At 63.8% G+C, this 18,719-nt stretch carries 15 protein-coding genes; 2 read left to right on the top strand and 13 right to left on the bottom strand.

The features are described from left to right. Positions 1 to 105 precede the first annotated feature (105 nt). From alaS to rlmE, 13 genes are all read right to left on the bottom strand, one after another. Entirely contained in the window at positions 106 to 2,754 is a 2,649-nt protein-coding gene (alaS, locus tag BJD12_RS22160) for an alanine--tRNA ligase (RefSeq protein WP_005992371.1), read from the bottom strand. A 101-nt stretch (positions 2,755 to 2,855) separates the two neighbouring features. Next, a complete protein-coding gene (recX, locus tag BJD12_RS22155; RefSeq protein ID WP_005992373.1) occupies positions 2,856 to 3,344 on the bottom strand; it encodes a recombination regulator RecX in 489 nt (162 codons plus the stop codon). 248 nt (positions 3,345 to 3,592) lie between these two features. Then, complete coding sequence (recA, locus tag BJD12_RS22150) at positions 3,593 to 4,627, bottom strand: recombinase RecA (protein ID WP_005992375.1); 1,035 nt, start codon at positions 4,625 to 4,627, stop codon at positions 3,593 to 3,595. A gap of 172 nt (positions 4,628 to 4,799) precedes the next feature. Next, positions 4,800 to 5,441, bottom strand: coding sequence for a transcriptional repressor LexA (gene lexA / locus BJD12_RS22145; RefSeq protein WP_042827988.1), 642 nt, complete (start codon positions 5,439 to 5,441; stop codon positions 4,800 to 4,802). 65 nt (positions 5,442 to 5,506) lie between these two features. Then, entirely contained in the window at positions 5,507 to 7,183 is a 1,677-nt protein-coding gene (gene ubiB / locus BJD12_RS22140) for a 2-polyprenylphenol 6-hydroxylase (RefSeq protein ID WP_042827994.1), read from the bottom strand. 434 nt (positions 7,184 to 7,617) lie between these two features. Further along, positions 7,618 to 10,143 (bottom strand): TonB-dependent receptor, encoded by a 2,526-nt coding sequence (locus BJD12_RS22135; protein WP_005992381.1) that lies wholly within the window; start codon positions 10,141 to 10,143, stop codon positions 7,618 to 7,620. 264 nt (positions 10,144 to 10,407) lie between these two features. Further along, the gene (locus BJD12_RS22130; protein WP_005992383.1) at positions 10,408 to 10,902 is read right to left on the bottom strand and encodes a CinA family protein; all 495 of its coding nucleotides are present in this window, start codon (positions 10,900 to 10,902) and stop codon (positions 10,408 to 10,410) included. Between the two features lie 374 nt (positions 10,903 to 11,276). Next, positions 11,277 to 12,596, bottom strand: coding sequence for a ribosome rescue GTPase HflX (gene hflX / locus BJD12_RS22125; protein ID WP_005992385.1), 1,320 nt, complete (start codon positions 12,594 to 12,596; stop codon positions 11,277 to 11,279). Positions 12,597 to 12,607: 11 nt separating this feature from the next. Beyond that, positions 12,608 to 12,886, bottom strand: a complete 279-nt coding sequence (gene hfq, locus BJD12_RS22120) for an RNA chaperone Hfq (protein ID WP_005915027.1) — start codon at positions 12,884 to 12,886, stop codon at positions 12,608 to 12,610. Positions 12,887 to 12,963: 77 nt separating this feature from the next. Further along, positions 12,964 to 13,947 (bottom strand): tRNA (adenosine(37)-N6)-dimethylallyltransferase MiaA, encoded by a 984-nt coding sequence (miaA, locus tag BJD12_RS22115; RefSeq protein ID WP_005992389.1) that lies wholly within the window; start codon positions 13,945 to 13,947, stop codon positions 12,964 to 12,966. Continuing rightward, on the bottom strand, positions 13,947 to 14,849 hold the full coding sequence (gene folP / locus BJD12_RS22110; protein WP_005992391.1) for a dihydropteroate synthase: 903 nt from the start codon (positions 14,847 to 14,849) through the stop codon (positions 13,947 to 13,949). Before folP ends, miaA begins: the two co-directional genes overlap by 1 nt. Before the next feature lie 431 nt (positions 14,850 to 15,280). Further along, positions 15,281 to 17,221 carry an ATP-dependent zinc metalloprotease FtsH gene (gene ftsH, locus BJD12_RS22105; RefSeq protein ID WP_005992392.1) on the bottom strand — a complete coding sequence of 647 codons (1,941 nt, stop codon included), beginning with the start codon at positions 17,219 to 17,221 and terminating at the stop codon, positions 15,281 to 15,283. A gap of 60 nt (positions 17,222 to 17,281) precedes the next feature. Next, a complete protein-coding gene (gene rlmE, locus BJD12_RS22100; protein ID WP_005992394.1) occupies positions 17,282 to 17,914 on the bottom strand; it encodes a 23S rRNA (uridine(2552)-2'-O)-methyltransferase RlmE in 633 nt (210 codons plus the stop codon). Positions 17,915 to 17,980: 66 nt separating this feature from the next. Between rlmE and yhbY the strand changes: the two genes are divergently transcribed. Together yhbY and BJD12_RS22090 are read left to right on the top strand one after the other, a co-directional pair. Continuing rightward, positions 17,981 to 18,286 carry a ribosome assembly RNA-binding protein YhbY gene (gene yhbY / locus BJD12_RS22095; protein ID WP_005992396.1) on the top strand — a complete coding sequence of 102 codons (306 nt, stop codon included), beginning with the start codon at positions 17,981 to 17,983 and terminating at the stop codon, positions 18,284 to 18,286. Between the two features lie 15 nt (positions 18,287 to 18,301). After that, positions 18,302 to 18,676 (top strand): Mth938-like domain-containing protein, encoded by a 375-nt coding sequence (locus BJD12_RS22090; protein WP_005992398.1) that lies wholly within the window; start codon positions 18,302 to 18,304, stop codon positions 18,674 to 18,676. Positions 18,677 to 18,719 lie beyond the last annotated feature (43 nt).

Below are 18,719 nucleotides of genomic sequence, written 5' to 3'. Positions count from 1 at the left end.
CAGCATCGACGGCCTCCTGAGTGAGACACGCCCTAGGTAAAGGGAATAGACCAGAAATGGTAGCGGGACATCCTGCCAGCCAGCAAGGCATAGCAGGACAAGTGTTCAGCCCAAGTGTTGCTTGACCCAGGAGGGCACACCGTCGAGTGCGGTCGCAAGGGCGGCCCCGTCCTCGCCACCACCCTGGGCGAGATCCGGACGGCCACCGCCCTTGCCTCCGATCTGACTGGCGATATGGCCGAGGAGTTCCCCCGCCTTCACCTTGCCAGTTGGGCTGCCATTCACGCCGGCGACAAGCGCGACCTTGCCCGCCGAAGCACCGGCCAGCACGATCACCGAATCGCCGAGTTGCTGCTTCAAGCGGTCCATCGCCTCGCGTAGCGCCTTTGCATCGAATCCTTCCAGACGCACCGCAATCACCTTGACCCCGGCCACGTCGACGGCACTGGCGCCCAGATCTGCCGTCGCGCCGGAAGCCAGCTTGGCCTTCAGCGATTCCAGCTCGCGCTCAAGACGCTTCTGACGCTCGGTCAGTGCGCGCACCTTGTCGACCACCTCGGTGGTGTTGCCACCGAGCAGGCTCGCTGCCTCGAACAAACGGCGCTCTTCATCGGCAACGTAATCCAGCGCGCCCTGCCCGGTCACCGCCTCGATACGACGCACGCCCGACGACACACCGCCCTCGGACGTGATCTTGAACAAACCGATGTCGCCTGTGCGGCTGACATGGGTACCGCCACACAGCTCGGTGGAATAACCGCCCATCTTCAGCACGCGCACGTGCTCGCCGTATTTCTCGCCGAACAAGGCCATCGCGCCGAAATCCAGCGCTTCCTGCATGGCCATGTTGTGCACTTCGACACTGTGGTTGGTGCGCACCTCGGCGTTGACCTTGCGCTCGATCACCGCAAGCTCTTCCGCGCTGATGGGCTGGAAATGCGAGAAGTCGAAACGCAAGCGGTCAGGCGCCACCAACGAGCCCTTCTGTTGCACATGCGTACCCAGCACCTCGCGCAATGCGGCATGCAACAAGTGCGTGGCCGAGTGGTTGAGGATGGTCTTGCCGCGGCGCTGCACGTCGATGCCGCCTGCCAGCACATCGCCCAGTGCCAGCGCACCTTCCGTGATGCGCCCCACATGGCCATGGAACTGGCCGGCAAACTTCTGGGTGTCGACGATCTCGATAGAGACATCGCTACCGCTCAACTGACCGCTATCGCCGACCTGACCACCGGACTCGGCGTAGAACGGCGTGCGGTCGGTGAACACGATGACCTCATCGCCGGCTTGCGCGCGCTCGACCGGCCGGCCCTGCTTGAGCAATGCAACCACCTTGAGCGCATCGGCGTCGTAGGCCTCGTAGCCCAGAAACACCGTTGGCGACATGCTGGCAACCAGATCGGCCGGCAATGCGACGCCCCCGCCGAACTTGCCCGCCGCACGCGCGGTCTCGCGCTGACGCTCCATGGCGAATTCGAAGCCCTCCATGTCCACGCGCAAGCCGCGCTCGCGAGCGATGTCGGAGGTGAGGTCGACCGGAAATCCGTAAGTATCGAAGAGGCGGAATGCATCGGCGCCGGGAATCACTTCCTGCGAGCGCGCGGCGACGTCGTCGAAGATCTTCATGCCGGCGTCCAGCGTCTCGGCAAAACGTTCTTCCTCAGCCAATAGCGCGCGCGCCACGGTATCCCGCGCGAGAACCAGTTCCGGATAGGCCTCACCCATCAGCTCGACCAGGGTGGGCACCATCTTGCTGAAGAACGGCTGGCGCACCCCCAGCATCCAGCCATGCCGCAGCGCACGCCGGATAATCCGGCGCAGCACATAACCGCGGCCTTCATTGGAGGGCAGCACACCGTCGACGATCAGGAACGAACAGGCGCGGATGTGATCGGCGATCACCCGCAGCGACTTGTTCTCCAGATCGGTCACACCGGTCAGCCCACTGGCCTTGCCGATCAAGGCCTGGAACAGATCGATTTCGTAGTTGGTATGGACGTGCTGCAGGATCGCCGCAAGACGTTCCAACCCCATGCCGGTATCGACGCACGGCGCCGGCAGCGGCACCAGGGTGCCGTCGGGCTGCCGATCGAACTGCATGAAGACCAGGTTCCAGATCTCGATGAAGCGATCGCCGTCTTCGTCCGGCGAACCGGGCGGGCCACCGGCGATGTGATCGCCATGATCGAAGAAGATCTCGGTGCACGGCCCGCACGGGCCGGTATCGGCCATCTGCCAGAAATTATCGGAGGCATATGGCGCTCCCTTGTTGTCGCCGATACGCACGATCCGGCTTTCGGGAATGCCGATCATGTCGCGCCACAGCGCGAAGGCTTCTTCGTCGGTGTGGTAGACGGTAACCAGCAGACGGTCGGCCGGCAGCTTCCAGACCTCGGTCAACAGTTCCCAGGCCCAGGCGATGGCGTCCTTCTTGAAGTAGTCGCCGAACGACCAGTTGCCCAGCATCTCGAAGAAGGTGTGGTGGCGCGCGGTGTAGCCTACCGAATCCAGATCGTTGTGCTTGCCGCCGGCCCGCAGGCAGCGCTGCACGTCCGCGGCCCGCACATAGCTGCGCTTTTCCGCGCCAAGGAACACGTCCTTGAACTGGACCATGCCGGAATTGGTGAACAACAAAGTCGGATCGTTACCCGGCACCAGCGGCGCGGATGGCACGATGGTGTGGCCCTTCCCCTGAAAAAACGCGAGGAAGTCACTACGAATCTGGGAGGTGCTGAATTTGGCAGGTGCGTTCATGGGCTGGCATTGGGCGGGCGGCAGTCCCGGTCACCCAATGACATGTGGGCGCAGATGAGCGGAACAACCTGAAACCACGAAGGGTAGCAGGCCTGACGCCCTCAGTCCTCAAGGTCGAAGCGCGTGGCGCTACGAATACTGTTGCCGTCGAAACCGCGCCGGGCCAGCAGATCGGCAGCCTTGCGTCGCTGCGGCAGATCTACCGGGCCTTGCTCGCCGAACCGGCGTTGGATCAGATCGCGCGCGTTCTCGGTCCAATCGCCGTCAAATGTCGCCATGGCGGCACTGATGGCCTCGCTATCCAGGCCATGGGTGCCAAGTTCGGCACGAATATGCAGGGGGCCATAGCCCGAGCCGGCACGATTGCGCACCACCGCAGCAGCGAACCGGGTGTCGTCCTGCCAGCCCTCGTCCGCCAGCCGCTCCACCGCCGCCTGTGCGGCATCTGGCTCGATACCGCGCGCCAGCAGCTTACGGTTCAATTCCTTACGCGAATGCTCGCGTCGCACCAGCAGACCAAGTGCGCGCTGGACCGGCGTCTGCTCCTTGAACCGGCGCCCCCGCTTTGGTGCGGGCTCTTGCTCGTCCATCGTGACGTGTCCCCGATCGCTCAATCAATGCGCCCTCCATGGCGCCCGCCCTCCTGGCCTTCGATAGATCTACCGCGAGAAGCAACGGCACTGACTCCGTCGTCCCCGCGATAGAAAACTTACTGCGTTCCCGTCCGCCTTGCAGCGAGTTGTCGCTAGGCGCTTGAGCCCGTCATGCACTGCGCGTGCATGACGGATGCTGGGCAACGTCGACACACTCAACCGCAATCGCTTGTCGCCGGCAGCGCTTATTCCTTCTCGGCGTCGTCGCCCGCCTCGCGCGGAGCTTCGGCAGGCTGGAACTTCTCACGCAGTTCGGCTTCGAGCTTGGCTGCCACCTGCGGGTTGTCGCGCAGGTAACCACGCGCGTTGTCCTTACCCTGGCCGATGCGCTCGTCGCCATAGCTGTACCAGGCACCTGCCTTGTCCACCAGCTTGGCTTCCACACCCATGTCGATCAGTTCGCCCTCGCGGCTGATGCCCTCGCCATAGAGGATTTCGGTCACGACCTGCTTGAACGGAGGCGCCAGCTTGTTCTTGACCACCTTGATCTTGGTCTGGTTACCGATGATCTCGTCGCCCTTCTTGATCGCGCCGATACGACGGATATCCAGACGCACAGAGGCGTAGAACTTCAACGCATTGCCGCCGGTGGTCACTTCCGGGCTCTGGCCCGGCATCATGACGCCGATCTTCATGCGCAGCTGGTTGATGAAGACCACCAGCGTATTGGAACGCTTGATGTTGCCGGTCAGCTTGCGCAGCGCCTGGCTCATCAGCCGTGCCTGCAGACCTGGCAGCTGGTCACCCATCTCGCCTTCGATTTCCGCCTTCGGCGTCAGCGCGGCGACCGAGTCGATCACCACGATGTCGACCGAGCTCGAACGCACCAGCATGTCGGCGATTTCCAGCGCCTGTTCACCGGTGTCCGGCTGCGACAGCAGCAGGTCGTCGACATTGACGCCCAGCTTGGCAGCGTAGATTGGATCGAGCGCATGCTCGGCGTCGATGAACGCAGCGGTGCCACCCAGCTTCTGGCACTGCGCGATGGCCTGCAGGGTCAAGGTCGTCTTGCCCGAGGATTCCGGACCGTAGATTTCCACGACGCGGCCCTTCGGCAGGCCGCCGATCCCCAGTGCGATGTCCAACATCAACGAACCGGTCGGAATGATTTCGACCGCTTCGATCACGCGGTCGCCCATGCGCATGACCGAGCCCTTACCGAATTGCTTTTCGATCTGGCTCAGTGCGGCGGAAAGGGCGCGCTTCTTGTTCTCATCCATCTGGGTGATCCTTGTCAGTGATTTCGGTGTGGTGCAAATGTAGCGGCGGTGTATCGCACAGGCTGAGACTGGCTGCGACACACTCAGATTAAGATTGCGAACGTTGCGCTGGCAGCGGCGAATCCTGCAATGCCGGCTGGGGAAAACGCCAGTGCACGCATCGGTGCAGCCCTCAGCGGTTTGGCCTCAGCAGCCCGCAATACAGGCCTTCGATGGCAAAATCCTGATCCGGCAAGACTTCGATCGGGGCGTAATCGGGGTTGCGCGGCAGCAGCCGGATACGGTCCTTGCCGATCTTGAGCAACTTGACGGTGATTTCTTCATCGATCCGCGCCACCACGATCTGCCCCGAGCGCGCGTCGCGGGTGCGGTGCACGCCGATCAGGTCGCCGTTGAAGATGCCTTCGTCGCGCATCGAGTCGCCCTGCACCTTGAGTAGATAGTCCGGGGACGGCGAGAAAAACACCCGGTCGAGCACCACGAAGTCGTCCGAGCCGATATCGGCGCCGATCGGCAGGCCCGCTGCAACGCGGCCCAGCACCGGCAGGCGCAGCACGTCGTCGCGCAATGGCTCGGCGACCGGCGGCGTCCGCGACTGCGCGCCCTGCCCCGCCAGCCGAATGCCGCGCGCCTGACCTGGGACGCGGCGAATCGCGCCCGCCTGCTCCAGCGCCTCCAGGTGATACTGCGCGGCGCGCACGCCCTTGAAGCCGAAGGCGCGGGCGATCTCGGTCTGCGAAGGCGGGACGCCGTCGGCGTCGATGCGGTCGGCGATCAAGGTCAGGATTGCGTGCTGGGTATCGGTCAGGTCCATGGTTAGTAGTATTACTACTAACGGCGCCACGCGCAATAGCGGCGCAGCCGGCGCCGTGTCGATCGCTAGCGGCGGCTGCGCCAGATCGAGAACAGGATCCAGATGCCGCATAACCCGGCGCCGATGAATCCACCCACGCCCAGCGCCAGCAGCCAGCGGCTGGCGCTTCCGCCGACGCTGTTCATCACGATTGACGACCCGATCACCAAGGCCGCGGTCACGATGCCCATGGTGAGCCGGTTGGCGGCGCGGTCGACCTGCTCGCCAAACTCGCGCAAGGCACGCGTTTCCACGTGCAGTTGCAACTTGCCGCGCCGTGCGGCCTGGATCAGCCGCTTGAGATCGCGTGGCAGATCGCCGATCAGGTCGATCGCGCCAGTCACCGTGCGCCGGCTGCGACGCAACATGGCGCTGGGCGCATAGCGCTGCAATACCACCCGTTCCAGGTAGGGCCGCGCTTCGGTGGCCATGTCGAAATCCGGATCGAGCTGCCGCCCCATTCCTTCAAGGGTGAGAAAGGCCTTGATCATCAACGCCAGATCCGACGGCAGGGCCAGCCCGTGGTCGCGCAGGATGGCGGTGACGTCGCCGAGCATTGCACCGATGCGCAACTCTTTCAGCGGCACGCCGCGGTATTCGTCGACGAATGCACCGATGTCCTGCTGCAGCCGCGCTTCGTCGATATCCAGGCGCGTGCCGGCCCACTCCAGCAGCACATCGATGACGGCGTCGGCGTCGTAGCTCACCATGCCGTGCAGCAGCTGCGCGACCTGGAAACGGCGCTGTTCGGACACGCGGCCGACCATGCCGAAATCGATCACGGCGATACGCCCGTCGCGCAGATAAAAAATATTTCCCGGATGCGGGTCGGCGTGGAAGCAGCCGTCCTGCAGCACCATCTTGAGCACGATTCCCGCACCCGTGCGCGCAAGCGCCTTGCGGTCCAGCCCCGCCGCATCGACCGATGCCAGATCACGCCCCGGGATGCCGTCGATGAACTCCTGCACATTGAGCGACTCGCACGTCCACTGCCAATACACCGCCGGCACCACCACCTGCGGGTCGTGCGCGAAGTTGGCGGCAATGCGCTCGGCATTGCGGCATTCGGCAGCGAAGTCGAGCTCGCGCCGCAGCGAAACGGTGAATTGTTGCACCACCTCGGCTGGGCGATAGCGCTTGAGATCGGGTGCGCGCGTTTCGACGATGTCGGCCAACCGCGCGAGCAGGCGCAGATCTGCATCGATGGTGTCGCCGATGCCGGGCCGACGGATCTTCAAGACCACCGGCGTACCGTCGGCCAGCCAGGCCCGATGCGTTTGCGCCAGCGACGCAGCAGCCAGCGGCTGTTCGTCCAATCGCGCGAATATGCTTTCGGGTTCAGCCCCCAATGCGGCGACCAATTGCGGCCGAATCTGTTCGAAGGGCAATGCAGGGACCGCGTTTTGCAGTTCGCTGAGTTCTTCGATCCATTCCGACGACAGCAAATCGACACGCGTCGCCAGCACCTGTCCCAGCTTGACGAAGGTTGGCCCAAGTTCCTCCAGCGCACGACGCACACGCATGGCGGCAGACATCCGCAAGCGTCCCTCGGCATTGCCCCAATGCAGCAACCTGCCGGCTCGCTCAAGCACGTCGGCCAAACCGATACGGCGCACCACATCGCCAAAGCCGTATCGAATCAGGACCGCGGCGATTTCCTGCAGCCGCCCGAGGTCACGCACAGTGCCAAGCGCTTCCCACATCAGTGCACCGCCTGCGTAGCGCCGGAACGGATGGCCGGCTCGCCACACGCCTGCGCGGAAGCCCCGACGTGAGGAGCCTCTCGGCGCGATCGCACTGCCTCGCGAAACATCCGCTCTGCGCCAAGAACATCAGGATCACGCGCTCGCAAGACAACTGCGTGACTCCCCGCCTTACGCCACGCAAGCCGGCGCACCTGCGCAGCAACAACGCGCGACGCACCAGGCGAACTGCGCCGGACGAAGATGGATAGCAACGTATCGAACACGGCAGCGGGGGACGCGAACATCGGCACACAGGTTGGCAAAGAGACTCTCGTTTGTAGCCGATCTGCCTGCCGCTGTCGCGCTTCTGTCCGCTGCTGGCTTAGCGTGGATTATGCTGCGCGCACATTCTGCCGCTTCGACGGTGCAGCGCGCAGTGCGGCGCAGCGGCTTCAATAGCGCAGACGCAAGGTCACTCCATAGGTGCGCGGCGCGCCGAGAAAGGCGTTCCAGGAGCCCGCCTGCAGCGGCGTATCGATGACGATCTGTCGATAGGTTTCGTTCCCCAGATTCTCGGCCCACGCTTCCAGCAACCAGCGTTTGTCATCGGCACCGACGCCCACGCGCGCATTGAGCAGGGTATAGCCCGGCTGCGCCTTCTGCGGATCCAAATCACTGCCGGCGTTGTACTCGGAGGTGTATTTGGCGCCGACATTGAAACGGCCGGTCAGGCGATTGCCGATGGCATGTTCGTAGGTGACCGACAGATTCGCCGACCAGCGCGGCGCAAAGCTCAGGCGGCTACCAGGCAACAGCGCCAACTCTGCATCCGGCAACGGATCGTCGCCATAGGTGGTATCCGCATAGCTGAGCCCGCCTTGCAGCATCAGTTCGGGCAAGGCGCCTTGCCACAACAGTTCAGTGTCGATACCGCGCGAGACCACGGTTGGGATTGCACGCACCACGAAGCTGGTGCCGAGGAAGTTGTTGAGTTGGAAATCGCTGAAATTCTGGTAGAACAGCGTCGCGTTCAACAACAGGTTGCCGCCCAACCAGGTCGTCTTGGCGCCGAGCTCGTAGCTGTCCACGAACTCGCCCGGAAATGCGGTGTCATCGACCGGCAAGATGCCTTGCAAGCCAGTGGACAGACCATCGGACGATTGCACGCGATCCAGGTTGAAACCGCCGGCCTTGTAGCCGCGTGCCGCCGACGCATAGGTCATCAGCGCATCGCTCCAGCGATATGCAAGCTTTGCGGTCCCGGACCACTCGCGCTCGGTGAGGCGTTGTTCGGTCACGCGGCCGGCATGGGCACGATTGGCCCACGGCAGGCAGGTGAAGCCGATGACTTGCGGCGCGATGGCCGGCACTGCAGCCGCAGGCACCCCACGTGCGGTCAGAGCCGCGCCAATGCGTCGCAACGCCGCCGGACTCACGCTTCCATCGGGTGCGAAATAACTGGCGCACGCCGGACTGCCATCGGGATTTTCGAACGCCGATCGCAATGCCTTGTGCTCGTAGGTGTAGCGCAGGCCCACAACCACATCCAACGCATCGGTGGCATGCCAGGTGTTGTTGGTGAACAGCGCCGCGCTGGTGCCATCCTGCCGAAAACGATCCTGGCTCCCCTGCCCGCGGAACAGGCTGCCCGCGGGCAGACCGGTGGCATCGGCCAGAAACCGCCTCGCATCGGCACGCGCAGCCAACGCCGGATTGACCCGTGCCAGCAGCACGCTGGACAGATAGGGTTCGTACGCACTACCGAAACGATAGGATTCGTTGCGATGCAGGGTTTCATCGGCGTAGAACGCGCCCACAAGCCAATCGATAGTGTCGGTGGATCCGGCCAGGCGCAGTTCCTGACTGAAGGTGCGGAACTTGGTGAGCATCTCGTTCTCGCGCGGTTCGCGATAGAGGATGTCGGCCGCGCCATAGTCGAAATCCAGGCCATTGACCGACTTCCAATCGCGCAGCGCGGTGATCGAGGTCAGCACCGCCTGGTCTAGCCAGGGCGTCTCCCAATCGACCTGCGCCGATACACCGCGGTCCTGGATGTCCTGCGCGGTGCTGCGATTGCTGTAGGCGCGACGGCGACTCGGCTCCGCGCGTGGACTGGTGCCCTGCCCACCCGCTGCTAACGCATCGATCAACGTAGCGGTCGGACCACGCTCGGTGGTCACGGTGACGCAGCAATTTTCCTTGCGGCTGGTGGCATCGGCCGCCAGGTTGATATCAAGATCGTCTCTCGGCTCCCACAACAGCTGCACGCGTGCGGTACGCAGATTCTGGTCGCCATCATCGGTGGCGGTGCGTGGGCCCGCGCCGGTCACCACCTGCTCGAACCCGTCGCGACTGCGCCTGGCCGCGTAGACGCGCAACGCACTGGTTTCGCCCAGCGCATCGTTGAACGCGCCCGCGATACCGAGCGCACCATAGTTGCCGGCGGTGAGCTCGGCATCGACGCTGCGGGTAAAGCTCGGCCGGCGCGTGACCACATTGATGACGCCAGCCGAGGTGTTCTTCCCGAAGACGGTACCTTGCGGCCCTTTCAGCACTTCGATGCGTTCCAGCTCACCAAGGTCGGCGAAGCTCACGCCATTGCGTGCACGCGCCACGCCATCGATGACCACGCCGACCGAAGATTCGAGCCCCGCGTTATCGCCGACCGTGCCGATACCGCGAATGCGCGCAGTGGTCTGCGCGGCGCTTTGACTGCTGGTGACAATCAAGCCGGGCACCAACACCTGCAGTTCCTTGATGTCGTGCACGCCGCTGTCCTGCAGCAATTGCTCCGGCAACACCGAGACCACCACCGGCACGTTCTGCAGCGATTCTTCGCGTTTTTGCGTGGTGACCTTGAGCGCAGACAGTGTCGTCGGTGCCTCGCCCGCTGCGCTTTGTGCGTAGAGACAAGGCGCAGGCAGCGCCGCCAAGAGTGCAAACGCCAGCAAGGTGTAACGATGTCGTTCGATCTTCATGCTGTCCCCCGACAGATGCGTCCGCGATGTGCTGCAGCCGATGCCGCAGCTAGCGCACGACCTCACCTTACCGATTTAGCGGCAACCCGGCCCGCGACTAGCGGAATACACGGAGCACATGACGAATGCCAACTCGTTCGACATGCATGCTAGCCATGCGTTGAACACGGCAACGCTCATACGGCGTGGAGAATCGACTTGGTGGCGATCACATGTCGGCCGAGAAAGCGGAGTAAAAGTTCCGACTGCCCCCGCTCCGGGAAGTTACAGCAGCGCGCTCAAACCGCGTAGCGCCGCGACCACGGTCTGACGACGCACCGCATCGCGGTCGCCGTCGAACTGGAACAACTGCGCGGTAGCGTAGCCGCCGCGTCGCTTCCATCCGATCCATACCGTGCCGACCGGTTTGTCTTCACTGCCGCCGCCCGGCCCGGCGATGCCGGTCACGGCGACAGCAATGCTGCCGCCGGAAGTCACCAAGGCACCGGACACCATTTCGATCACCGTTTCCCGGCTGACCGCGCCGTGCACCTCCAGCGTCTGCGGCCTGACCCGGAGCAGCGCCTGCTTGGCCTCGTAGCTATAAGCCACCATGCCGCAATCAAACCAGTCCGAGGAGCCGGCGATGTCGGTCATTGCCTTGGCGATCCAGCCGCCGGTACAGCTCTCGGCAGTCACCAACCGCTCGCGCGCGGCGCGTAATTGGGCGCTCAGCGATTCGGCGAGCTGCAGAAGGTCGTGATCAGTGGGAGACGTCATCGCGGGGGTCAGAATTGGACAGCGGTCACTTTTATCCGAATTTGCCCGCGCTGTCTTGCGTCCATCGATCGGTAGACAACCGGTTTTTGAACAGTTTGTCTGTTCCGGCAAGTGCCTCAGCGCAGCGAGGCGCGCCACCGATGCGGCTGCAGCGGGATATCGCCACGTGCGTGACCGTAACCATCGATCCGCATGAAACAGGGGGGCGCTCCTGCGACCGCACACGGCACCGCCGTCACGCCGTATTGGACGATGCATATTCAATGCATCGGAACGCGTCGTTCGGTGCGTCATGACGCGTGTCATCGGTGGACGGAGCCTGCAATCGGCCGCTGGCGAGCAGCTAAGTGCTGCCAGCGCCGTCGCAGCGCGCGTCAGGTTTCCCAATCTTCCCGACGGTCCGGCAGCATCGCGCGCAACGGCGCGCCGTCGTCTCCAGCAGCAAGCCGTTCGGCTTCGACCATCGGCAGATCGACCTCCAGCAACCAACCGTCCTCGTCGGACTGCTCGTTGCGCACCACTTCCAGCTGATGCAGCTTGGAACGCAGACGACCGGCCGACGACGGCAAGCGCAGCTGTCCGGTCAGATGACGCAGATCCAGGCGTTGACCGAGTGCGTGCTGCAGTTCCTGCAAGCCACGCCCATCGCGCGCCGACACCCAAACGCGTTCGCGCCGTGCCCGGTCCGGAATGCCGTCCTGCGCATCGTGACGCACCTCGGCACCGTCGATCTTGTCGATCTTGTTGAACACCAGCAGCTGCGGCAGGTCGCCGGCGCCGACCGCCTGCAACACTTCATCGACCTGCAGGATGCGTTCTTCGCGCAGCGGGTCGGCGGCATCGACGATATGCAGCAACAAATCGGCGTCGCGTGCCTCGGACAAGGTCGAACGGAAGGCAGCAACCAGTTGGTGCGGCAAATCGCGCACAAAGCCGACCGTATCGGCAAGAATCGCGCTACCGCCTGGCAGTGCGATGCGGCGCACGGTGGGGTCCAGCGTGGCGAACAGCTGATCGGCCACGTAGGCTTCCGCACCGGTCAACGCATTGAACAGCGTCGACTTGCCGGCGTTGGTGTAGCCGACCAATGCAATACGCGGCAATTCGCTGCGCATCCGCGCACGGCGCATCTGGGTGCGCTGCACCTCGACTTTTTCCAGCCGCTGCTGCAACTGCTCCACGCGCTTCTGCAGCAAGCGGCGGTCGGTTTCCAGCTGGGTTTCGCCAGGGCCGCGCAGTCCGATCGAACCGCCGCGCTGACGCTCCAAGTGCGTCCAGCCGCGGACAAGCCGCGTGGCCATATGCCGCAGCTGCGCCAGCTCCACCTGCAGCTTGCCTTCGTGGCTGCGCGCGCGTTGCGCAAAGATATCCAGGATCAGCCCGGTACGGTCGATCACGCGCCGCTCCAGGTAACGCTCCAGATTGCGCTCCTGACCTGGCGACAGGGTGTGGTTGACCAACACCAGATCCGCGCCAGTCGCCTCGGCGGCGGCCTTGATCTCTTCCAGCTTGCCACTGCCGATCAAGGTCGACGGGCTGGGTTTGTCGATGCGCGCGGTCAACGTTGCCGCCACCGTGGCGCCCGCCGACCTTGCAAGGTCGGCGAACTCCTCCAGCACATCGTCTTCGGCAGGCCCACCTGCGTGGGTCTGAATCAACAGCGCGTGCTCACCCTTGCGGGAACGATCAAACACGCGTTACTCCATTACTGCTCGACGTCGTCATCTTCCGCTTGATTACCTTCATTGGATTGCACATACCCACCACCCGGCCCCACGCGCACATTGCGCGCCGGCACGACCGTGGAGATGGCGTGCTTGTAAACCATCTGACTCACGGTATTGCGCAGCAGGACCACGAACTGGTCGAAGGACTCGATCGTGCCCTGCAACTTGATGCCATTGACCAGATACACAGAGACCGGCACTCGCTCGCGCCGCAGCGCATTGAGGAACGGGTCCTGCAAAGATTGCCCCTTAGCCATCGAAAAATCCTCTTCATTATTGTTCTTATTGTCCCGGTCGACACCTGCCATCCCCAGCCGGCCCCGGAAACGGGATGTTACACGCCTGAAGCCTGCTGCACAGCGGTACGATGAGCGAGGAAGCCGACAAATGCCTCTTCCACCAGATGCCGATCACGCTCCGGGTCGAACCAGCGCGTGTCGAGCTCGCCACGTAGCCAGGTGAGCTGCCGTTTGGCTAGTTGCCGAGTGGCCTGGATCGCTTTGTCGCGGAACTCGGCCAGGCTACCGGCGCCGTCCAGATACTCCCAGGCCTGGCGATAGCCGACCGCACGGACCGCTGGAAGATCCAGCGGCGCAGCCACAGTGCGCATCTGCGGCAACTCCCGTAATCGCGTCACCTCGGCAAGGAAATCCTGTGCCAGCATCGCGTCCAGCCGTTGGGCGATGCGTGCGTGCAGCACCGCCCTATCTTGCGGCGCCAGTACGATTTTCAAGACCCGCAGCGGCAGGCGCGGCCCCGGAGGTAGCGCCTGCCAGTGACTGATCGGCCGCCCGCTGAGGCGATACACCTCCAGCGCACGCTGAATGCGCTGCGGGTCGGTGGCGTGGATGCGCGCAGCGGCGATCGGGTCGATTCGCCTCAGCTGCGCGTGTAATCCAGCCCAGCCTACCTGTTCGGCCTCGGCGGCGATGGCGGCGCGCACCGTCGGGTCGGCTTCGGGCAACTGCGACAGCCCTTCGAGTACTGCACGGAAGTACAACCCGGTGCCGCCGGCCAGGATCGGCAACTTGCCGCGCGCGACGATGTCGTCGATCGCCTCGCGTGCATCGGCGGCGAACTCAGCGGCGGAATAGATCTGCCAGGGGTCGCGCAGGTCGAGCAAATGATGCGGCACCGCTGCGCGCATGGCGGCATCGGGCTTGGCCGCGCCGATATCCAGCCCGCGGTAGACCAGCGCCGAATCGACGCTGACGATCTCTCCGTTCCAGCGCTGCGCCGCTTCCAGGGCCAGCGCGGTCTTGCCGCTGGCAGTTGGGCCCATCAAGGCGATCGCCAGCGGGCGTCGGTCGGCCGGCATCAGTCCTCGTCCGGCCAGCGGATGGTCGGCGTGGATGGCGTGTTGGCCCGCGGGGTCGGGATCGCCGCGACCGCGCTCCAGACCTTCAATGCATCCACAGTCGCCGCCACGTCATGCACGCGCAACAACAGCGCGCCATGTTGCGCGGCGATCAGATGCGCGGCAACCGAGCCATGCACGCGCTCGGCGGCGACCTCGCGCCCGGTCAGTTCACCAATGCTGCGTTTGCGCGACAGTCCCGCCAACACCGGCAAACCGAATTCCTGCAGTCGCTGCAGCTGCGCAAGCACGGTCAGGTTGTGCGCGGTGGTCTTGTCGAAGCCAAAGCCCGGATCAAGAATCAACCGGCGCTTGTCGATACCAGCCATCTCCGCAGCAAAAATGCGCTCGGCCAGGAAACGGTGCACCTCGGCCACCACATCGTCGTACTGCGGCGCGTCCTGCATGGCATGCGGTGCACTGCGTGCATGCATCAGCACAACCGGCACGCCCAGTTCGGATGCTGCGTCCAGCGCGCCGGGCGACCGCAACGCGTAGACGTCGTTGATCATGCCGGCACCGGCAGCGACCGCTGCGCGCATCACTTCCGGCTTGAAGGTGTCCACGCTAATCGGCACGTCGGTCTGCCGCGCCAATGCCTCGATCACCGGGATCACGCGCTGCAATTCGTCTTCCAGCGACACCGCCGTGGCGCCAGGGCGTGTGGATTCGCCGCCGATGTCGAGCACCGCAGCGCCCTGCTCCAGCAGCCGCAGCCCGTGCGCGATTGCCGCCTCGCAGGTCGCGTGCTGGCCGCCATCGGAAAACGAGTCCGGCGTGACATTGACGATTCCCATCACCTGCGGCGCATCCAGGCGCAAGCTGCGACCAGCGCAATCCAACTTGAGGGCAGTGTCGAACATCGGCGATTTCTCCTGACGCGGGTAATAAAATGAGTGACGGAGCGCGGTCGAACGCTTACAGGCAGTGGCTTGCCGACTCCACTGCGGGCGGACGATCACTATCGACAACAGCGCCTGCGCAAAATTGGGGAACGACGGGACTACGGGTTGCTGCGCGTTATCACGATGCAGTTCATTGTCGCGCAGCCCGCAGCGTGTCGCATCCCGTGCGTGGAAGATTCACTGCAACATGCGCCACCGGAACGCTGCGCCTGATGGCGTCTGTCCACTCAACAGCAAACGCCTCACCGACTGCATCTGCGAGGCAACACACATCCCGCTTTATCGCCAGCCACCGGCAGATCGCTTGCCGTGACAGCACTGCACAACGCCGCGGGGCCAGGAATCGCTTCCTGGCCCCGCGAGATCATCTGCAATTATCGACCGCCGGCTTAGATCTGCTCGGCAGGTCCCGCAATCGGCGGCAACGGACGTGGACTGCCCTTGTCGTTGTTGTTGCCACCGTCCTTATCGGACTTGCCCCAACCGGCCGGCGGCGGCGGATCGCGGCCTTCCATGATGGCGTCGATCTGCGGCACGTCGATGGTTTCGTACTGCAGCAGCAACTGCGACATCGCGTGCAGCTTATCCAGGTTGTCAGTAAGGATGGTCTTGGTCTTGCTGTAGGCCTTGTCCAGGATCGAACGCACCACTTCGTCGATCTTGCGCGCGGTTTCGTCGGAGACGTTCTTGTGCTGGGTCACCGAGCGGCCCAGGAACACCTCGTCCTCTTCCTCGCCGTACGCAACCGGGCCGAGCTCGTCGGACAAACCCCACTTGGTGACCATGTTGCGCGCCATCTTGGTCGCCCGCTCAATGTCGTTGGACGCACCGGTGGTGACCTTGTCGCCACCGAAGATCAGCTCTTCGGCAACGCGGCCGCCGTACAGCGAGCACAGTTGCGATTCGATCGCGACACGGTTCATCGAATAACGGTCGCCCTCCGGCAGATACATGGTCACGCCGAGTGCACGGCCGCGCGGAATGATGGTGACCTTGTAAACCGGGTCGTGTTCCGGCACCAGGCGCCCGACGATGGCGTGACCAGCTTCGTGATACGCGGTCAGCGTCTTCTCGTCCTCGCTCATGGCCATCGAACGACGTTCGGCGCCCATCAAGATCTTGTCGCGGGCACGGTCGAAATGGTCCATCCGGACTTCCTTCTCGCTGCCACGCGCTGCAAACAGTGCAGCTTCGTTACACAGGTTAGCCAAGTCGGCGCCCGAGAAACCCGGGGTGCCGCGTGCGATGACCATCGGCACCACGTCGTCGGCCAGCGGCAGCTTGCGCATGTGCACACGCAGGATCTGTTCGCGGCCCTTGACGTCCGGCAGCCCGACCACGACCTGGCGATCGAAGCGGCCCGGGCGCAGCAGCGCCGGATCCAGCACGTCGGGACGGTTGGTGGCAGCGATGACGATCACGCCTTCGCCGCCCTCGAACCCGTCCATCTCGACCAGCAACTGGTTCAAGGTCTGCTCGCGCTCGTCATGACCGCCACCCAGACCGGCACCGCGATGACGACCCACGGCATCGATCTCGTCGATGAAGATGATGCACGGGGCGTGCTTCTTGGCTTGCTCGAACATGTCGCGCACGCGGCTCGCACCCACACCGACGAACATTTCGACGAAGTCCGAACCGGAGATGCTGAAGAACGGCACCTTGGCCTCGCCGGCGATTGCCTTGGCGAGCAGGGTCTTACCGGTACCCGGCGGACCGACCATCAACACGCCGCGCGGGATCTTGCCGCCCAGCTTGGTGAACTTGGTCGGGTCGCGCAGGAAGTCGACCAGCTCGCCCACTTCTTCCTTGGCTTCGTCGCAACCGGCAACGTCGGCAAAGGTGATCTTGACCTGGTCCTCGCCCTGCAGCTTGGCGCGCGACTTACCGAAGCTCATTGCGCCCTTGGCACCGCCGCCACCGCCCTGCATCTGGCGCATGATGAACAGCCAGAAGCCAATGATGAGGATGACCGGAAGGAAGTTGAGCACCAGCGACCAGAAGCCCGGCCCGGTGGACGGCTTCTGGCGGGTCATTTCGATGTTCTTGCTATACAGCACATCGACTAGCTTGTCGTCGCGCGGACCGTAGACGGTAGCTTCGCTGCCATCGGTGCGCTTGAAGCGAATCGCGTTGACCGCCAGGTTGGTCTCGTCGGTGTAGTCCACCGATTTGACGCGCCCGGAGTCCACTTCTTTCAGAAATTGGGTGTAGGTAATCGAGTCGGCGCCGACGCCACCCGCCATCCGCGGCGAGAAGCTCTGGAAGACGACCATCAGCACAACCGCGACGACCACCCACAGCAGCAGATTCTTGGTCAAGTCGTTCATCCTCATTGGCTCCGGTGCCCTCTACTCTTCTATTCTTGAAACACGGTGGTCATTGGCAGCTTACTTGATCTGGGCACGCTTGCCCTGACCGAGCGCATAAACTTCCGGGGAGCGCTTGCGCGAGGCCGCCGGCTTGCGAATCGTCACCTTGTCATAGCGGCGGCGAAGCTCGCGAATGTAGTCGTCGGACCCGACACCCTGGAACAGCTTGATCAAAAACGCCCCACCCGTCTTGAGGTGGGTGTCGGCAAATTCCATCGCCAGTTCCGCCAGGTGCATCATCCGCGGTTGGTCGACCGCATCCATGCCACTCTTATTGGGGGCCATATCGGACAGAACAAGGTCCACCGGCACATCGCCCAACATGGCTTCGAATTGCGATAGGACGGCCTGTTCCCTGAAGTCGCCGTGAAGGAAGTCCACCCCCGCCAGGGCCGGCATGTCCAGGATATCCAGCGCCAGCACGCGACCGCTGTCGCCCATGGACTTGCGTACCTGCTGCGACCAGCCGCCCGGCGCGGCGCCCAGATCGACCACCACCATGCCGGGCTTGAGCAGGCGATCGCGCTGCAGCAACTCTTCCAATTTGTAGGCTGCACGCGAGCGCATCCCTTCGGCCTGGGCCTTCTTCACGTAAGGGTCGGCGAAGTGTTCCTTGAGCCAGCGCTGGCTGCTTTTACTACGGGAAGGCATTGGCAACGGGGGTCCGAACGGGCCGCCATGATACCCTGAACACCCTTTGCTTCCCTTCGATCCTGCATGTCCATTGTTCTCACCTCCGCCCAGACCCGTTTCCTGCGCGGCCAGGCCCACGATCTCAAGGCGCTGCTGCAAACCGGCGGCAAAGGGGTCACGCCAGCTTTTCTGGCCGAACTCGAGGAAGTGCTCGAGCGCCACGAATTGATCAAGGTGAAAGTGGCTTCCGAGGACCGTGAGACCCGCGACGCGCTGATCGCCGAACTGGTCGGACAGACCGGCAGCGCCCTGGTGCAACGCATCGGCCATGTCGCCATCCTGTACCGCCCCAGCAAGGAAAAGCGGCAGATCGTGCTGCCGCGCGGCTGACCAACCGAGTTTGTTATGCCCTTAAGCCAGGAACACCCCGACTATACCTATGCGCTGCGCGCGGCCGACGGCCGCCATGCCAAGGTCAACGAGCAGATTTTGCAGCAGAGCTTCATCCTGATGCCGGATGAACTGGTGGAACGCTGGCCGGTCCAGGATCTGGAACATCTGCAGGCAAGCCATATGGACGCGGTGCTGGCGCTGGCGCCGGCCGTCATCCTGCTGGGCACCGGCGAGCGCCAGCGCTTTCCGAACGCGCAAGTCATGGCTGCGTGCCTGACCCGCGGCATTGGCCTGGAGGCGATGACCAACGCCGCCGCCGCGCGCACCTACAACGTGTTGGCCAGCGAAGGCCGCCGGGTGGCGCTGGCAATGGTTCTTCCAGGCTGATTCGGGATTCGGGATTCGGGATTGCGTGTACCCGCATGTTTCG

The sequence above is a fragment of the Xanthomonas vesicatoria ATCC 35937 genome (assembly GCF_001908725.1).
In the GTDB taxonomy this organism is placed as follows: Bacteria; Pseudomonadota; Gammaproteobacteria; order Xanthomonadales; family Xanthomonadaceae; genus Xanthomonas; species Xanthomonas vesicatoria.
The sequence above is the reverse complement of the archived record's forward strand: the minus strand, read 5'-3'. Positions and strand labels throughout refer to the sequence as shown.

Bases quoted from the DNA above. Each gene is read 5' to 3' on its own strand.
- alaS (WP_005992371.1), bottom strand. From the start codon at position 2,754: ATGAACGCACCTGCCAAATTCAGCACCTCCCAGATTCGTAGTGACTTC.
- recX (WP_005992373.1), bottom strand. From the start codon at position 3,344: ATGGACGAGCAAGAGCCCGCACCAAAGCGGGGGCGCCGGTTCAAGGAG.
- recA (WP_005992375.1), bottom strand. From the start codon at position 4,627: ATGGATGAGAACAAGAAGCGCGCCCTTTCCGCCGCACTGAGCCAGATC.
- lexA (WP_042827988.1), bottom strand. From the start codon at position 5,441: ATGGACCTGACCGATACCCAGCACGCAATCCTGACCTTGATCGCCGAC.
- ubiB (WP_042827994.1), bottom strand. From the start codon at position 7,183: ATGTGGGAAGCGCTTGGCACTGTGCGTGACCTCGGGCGGCTGCAGGAA.
- BJD12_RS22135 (WP_005992381.1), bottom strand. From the start codon at position 10,143: ATGAAGATCGAACGACATCGTTACACCTTGCTGGCGTTTGCACTCTTG.
- BJD12_RS22130 (WP_005992383.1), bottom strand. From the start codon at position 10,902: ATGACGTCTCCCACTGATCACGACCTTCTGCAGCTCGCCGAATCGCTG.
- hfq (WP_005915027.1), bottom strand. From the start codon at position 12,886: ATGGCTAAGGGGCAATCTTTGCAGGACCCGTTCCTCAATGCGCTGCGG.
- miaA (WP_005992389.1), bottom strand. From the start codon at position 13,947: ATGCCGGCCGACCGACGCCCGCTGGCGATCGCCTTGATGGGCCCAACT.
- folP (WP_005992391.1), bottom strand. From the start codon at position 14,849: ATGTTCGACACTGCCCTCAAGTTGGATTGCGCTGGTCGCAGCTTGCGC.
- ftsH (WP_005992392.1), bottom strand. From the start codon at position 17,221: ATGAACGACTTGACCAAGAATCTGCTGCTGTGGGTGGTCGTCGCGGTT.
- rlmE (WP_005992394.1), bottom strand. From the start codon at position 17,914: ATGCCTTCCCGTAGTAAAAGCAGCCAGCGCTGGCTCAAGGAACACTTC.
- yhbY (WP_005992396.1), top strand. From the start codon at position 17,981: ATGTCCATTGTTCTCACCTCCGCCCAGACCCGTTTCCTGCGCGGCCAG.
- BJD12_RS22090 (WP_005992398.1), top strand. From the start codon at position 18,302: ATGCCCTTAAGCCAGGAACACCCCGACTATACCTATGCGCTGCGCGCG.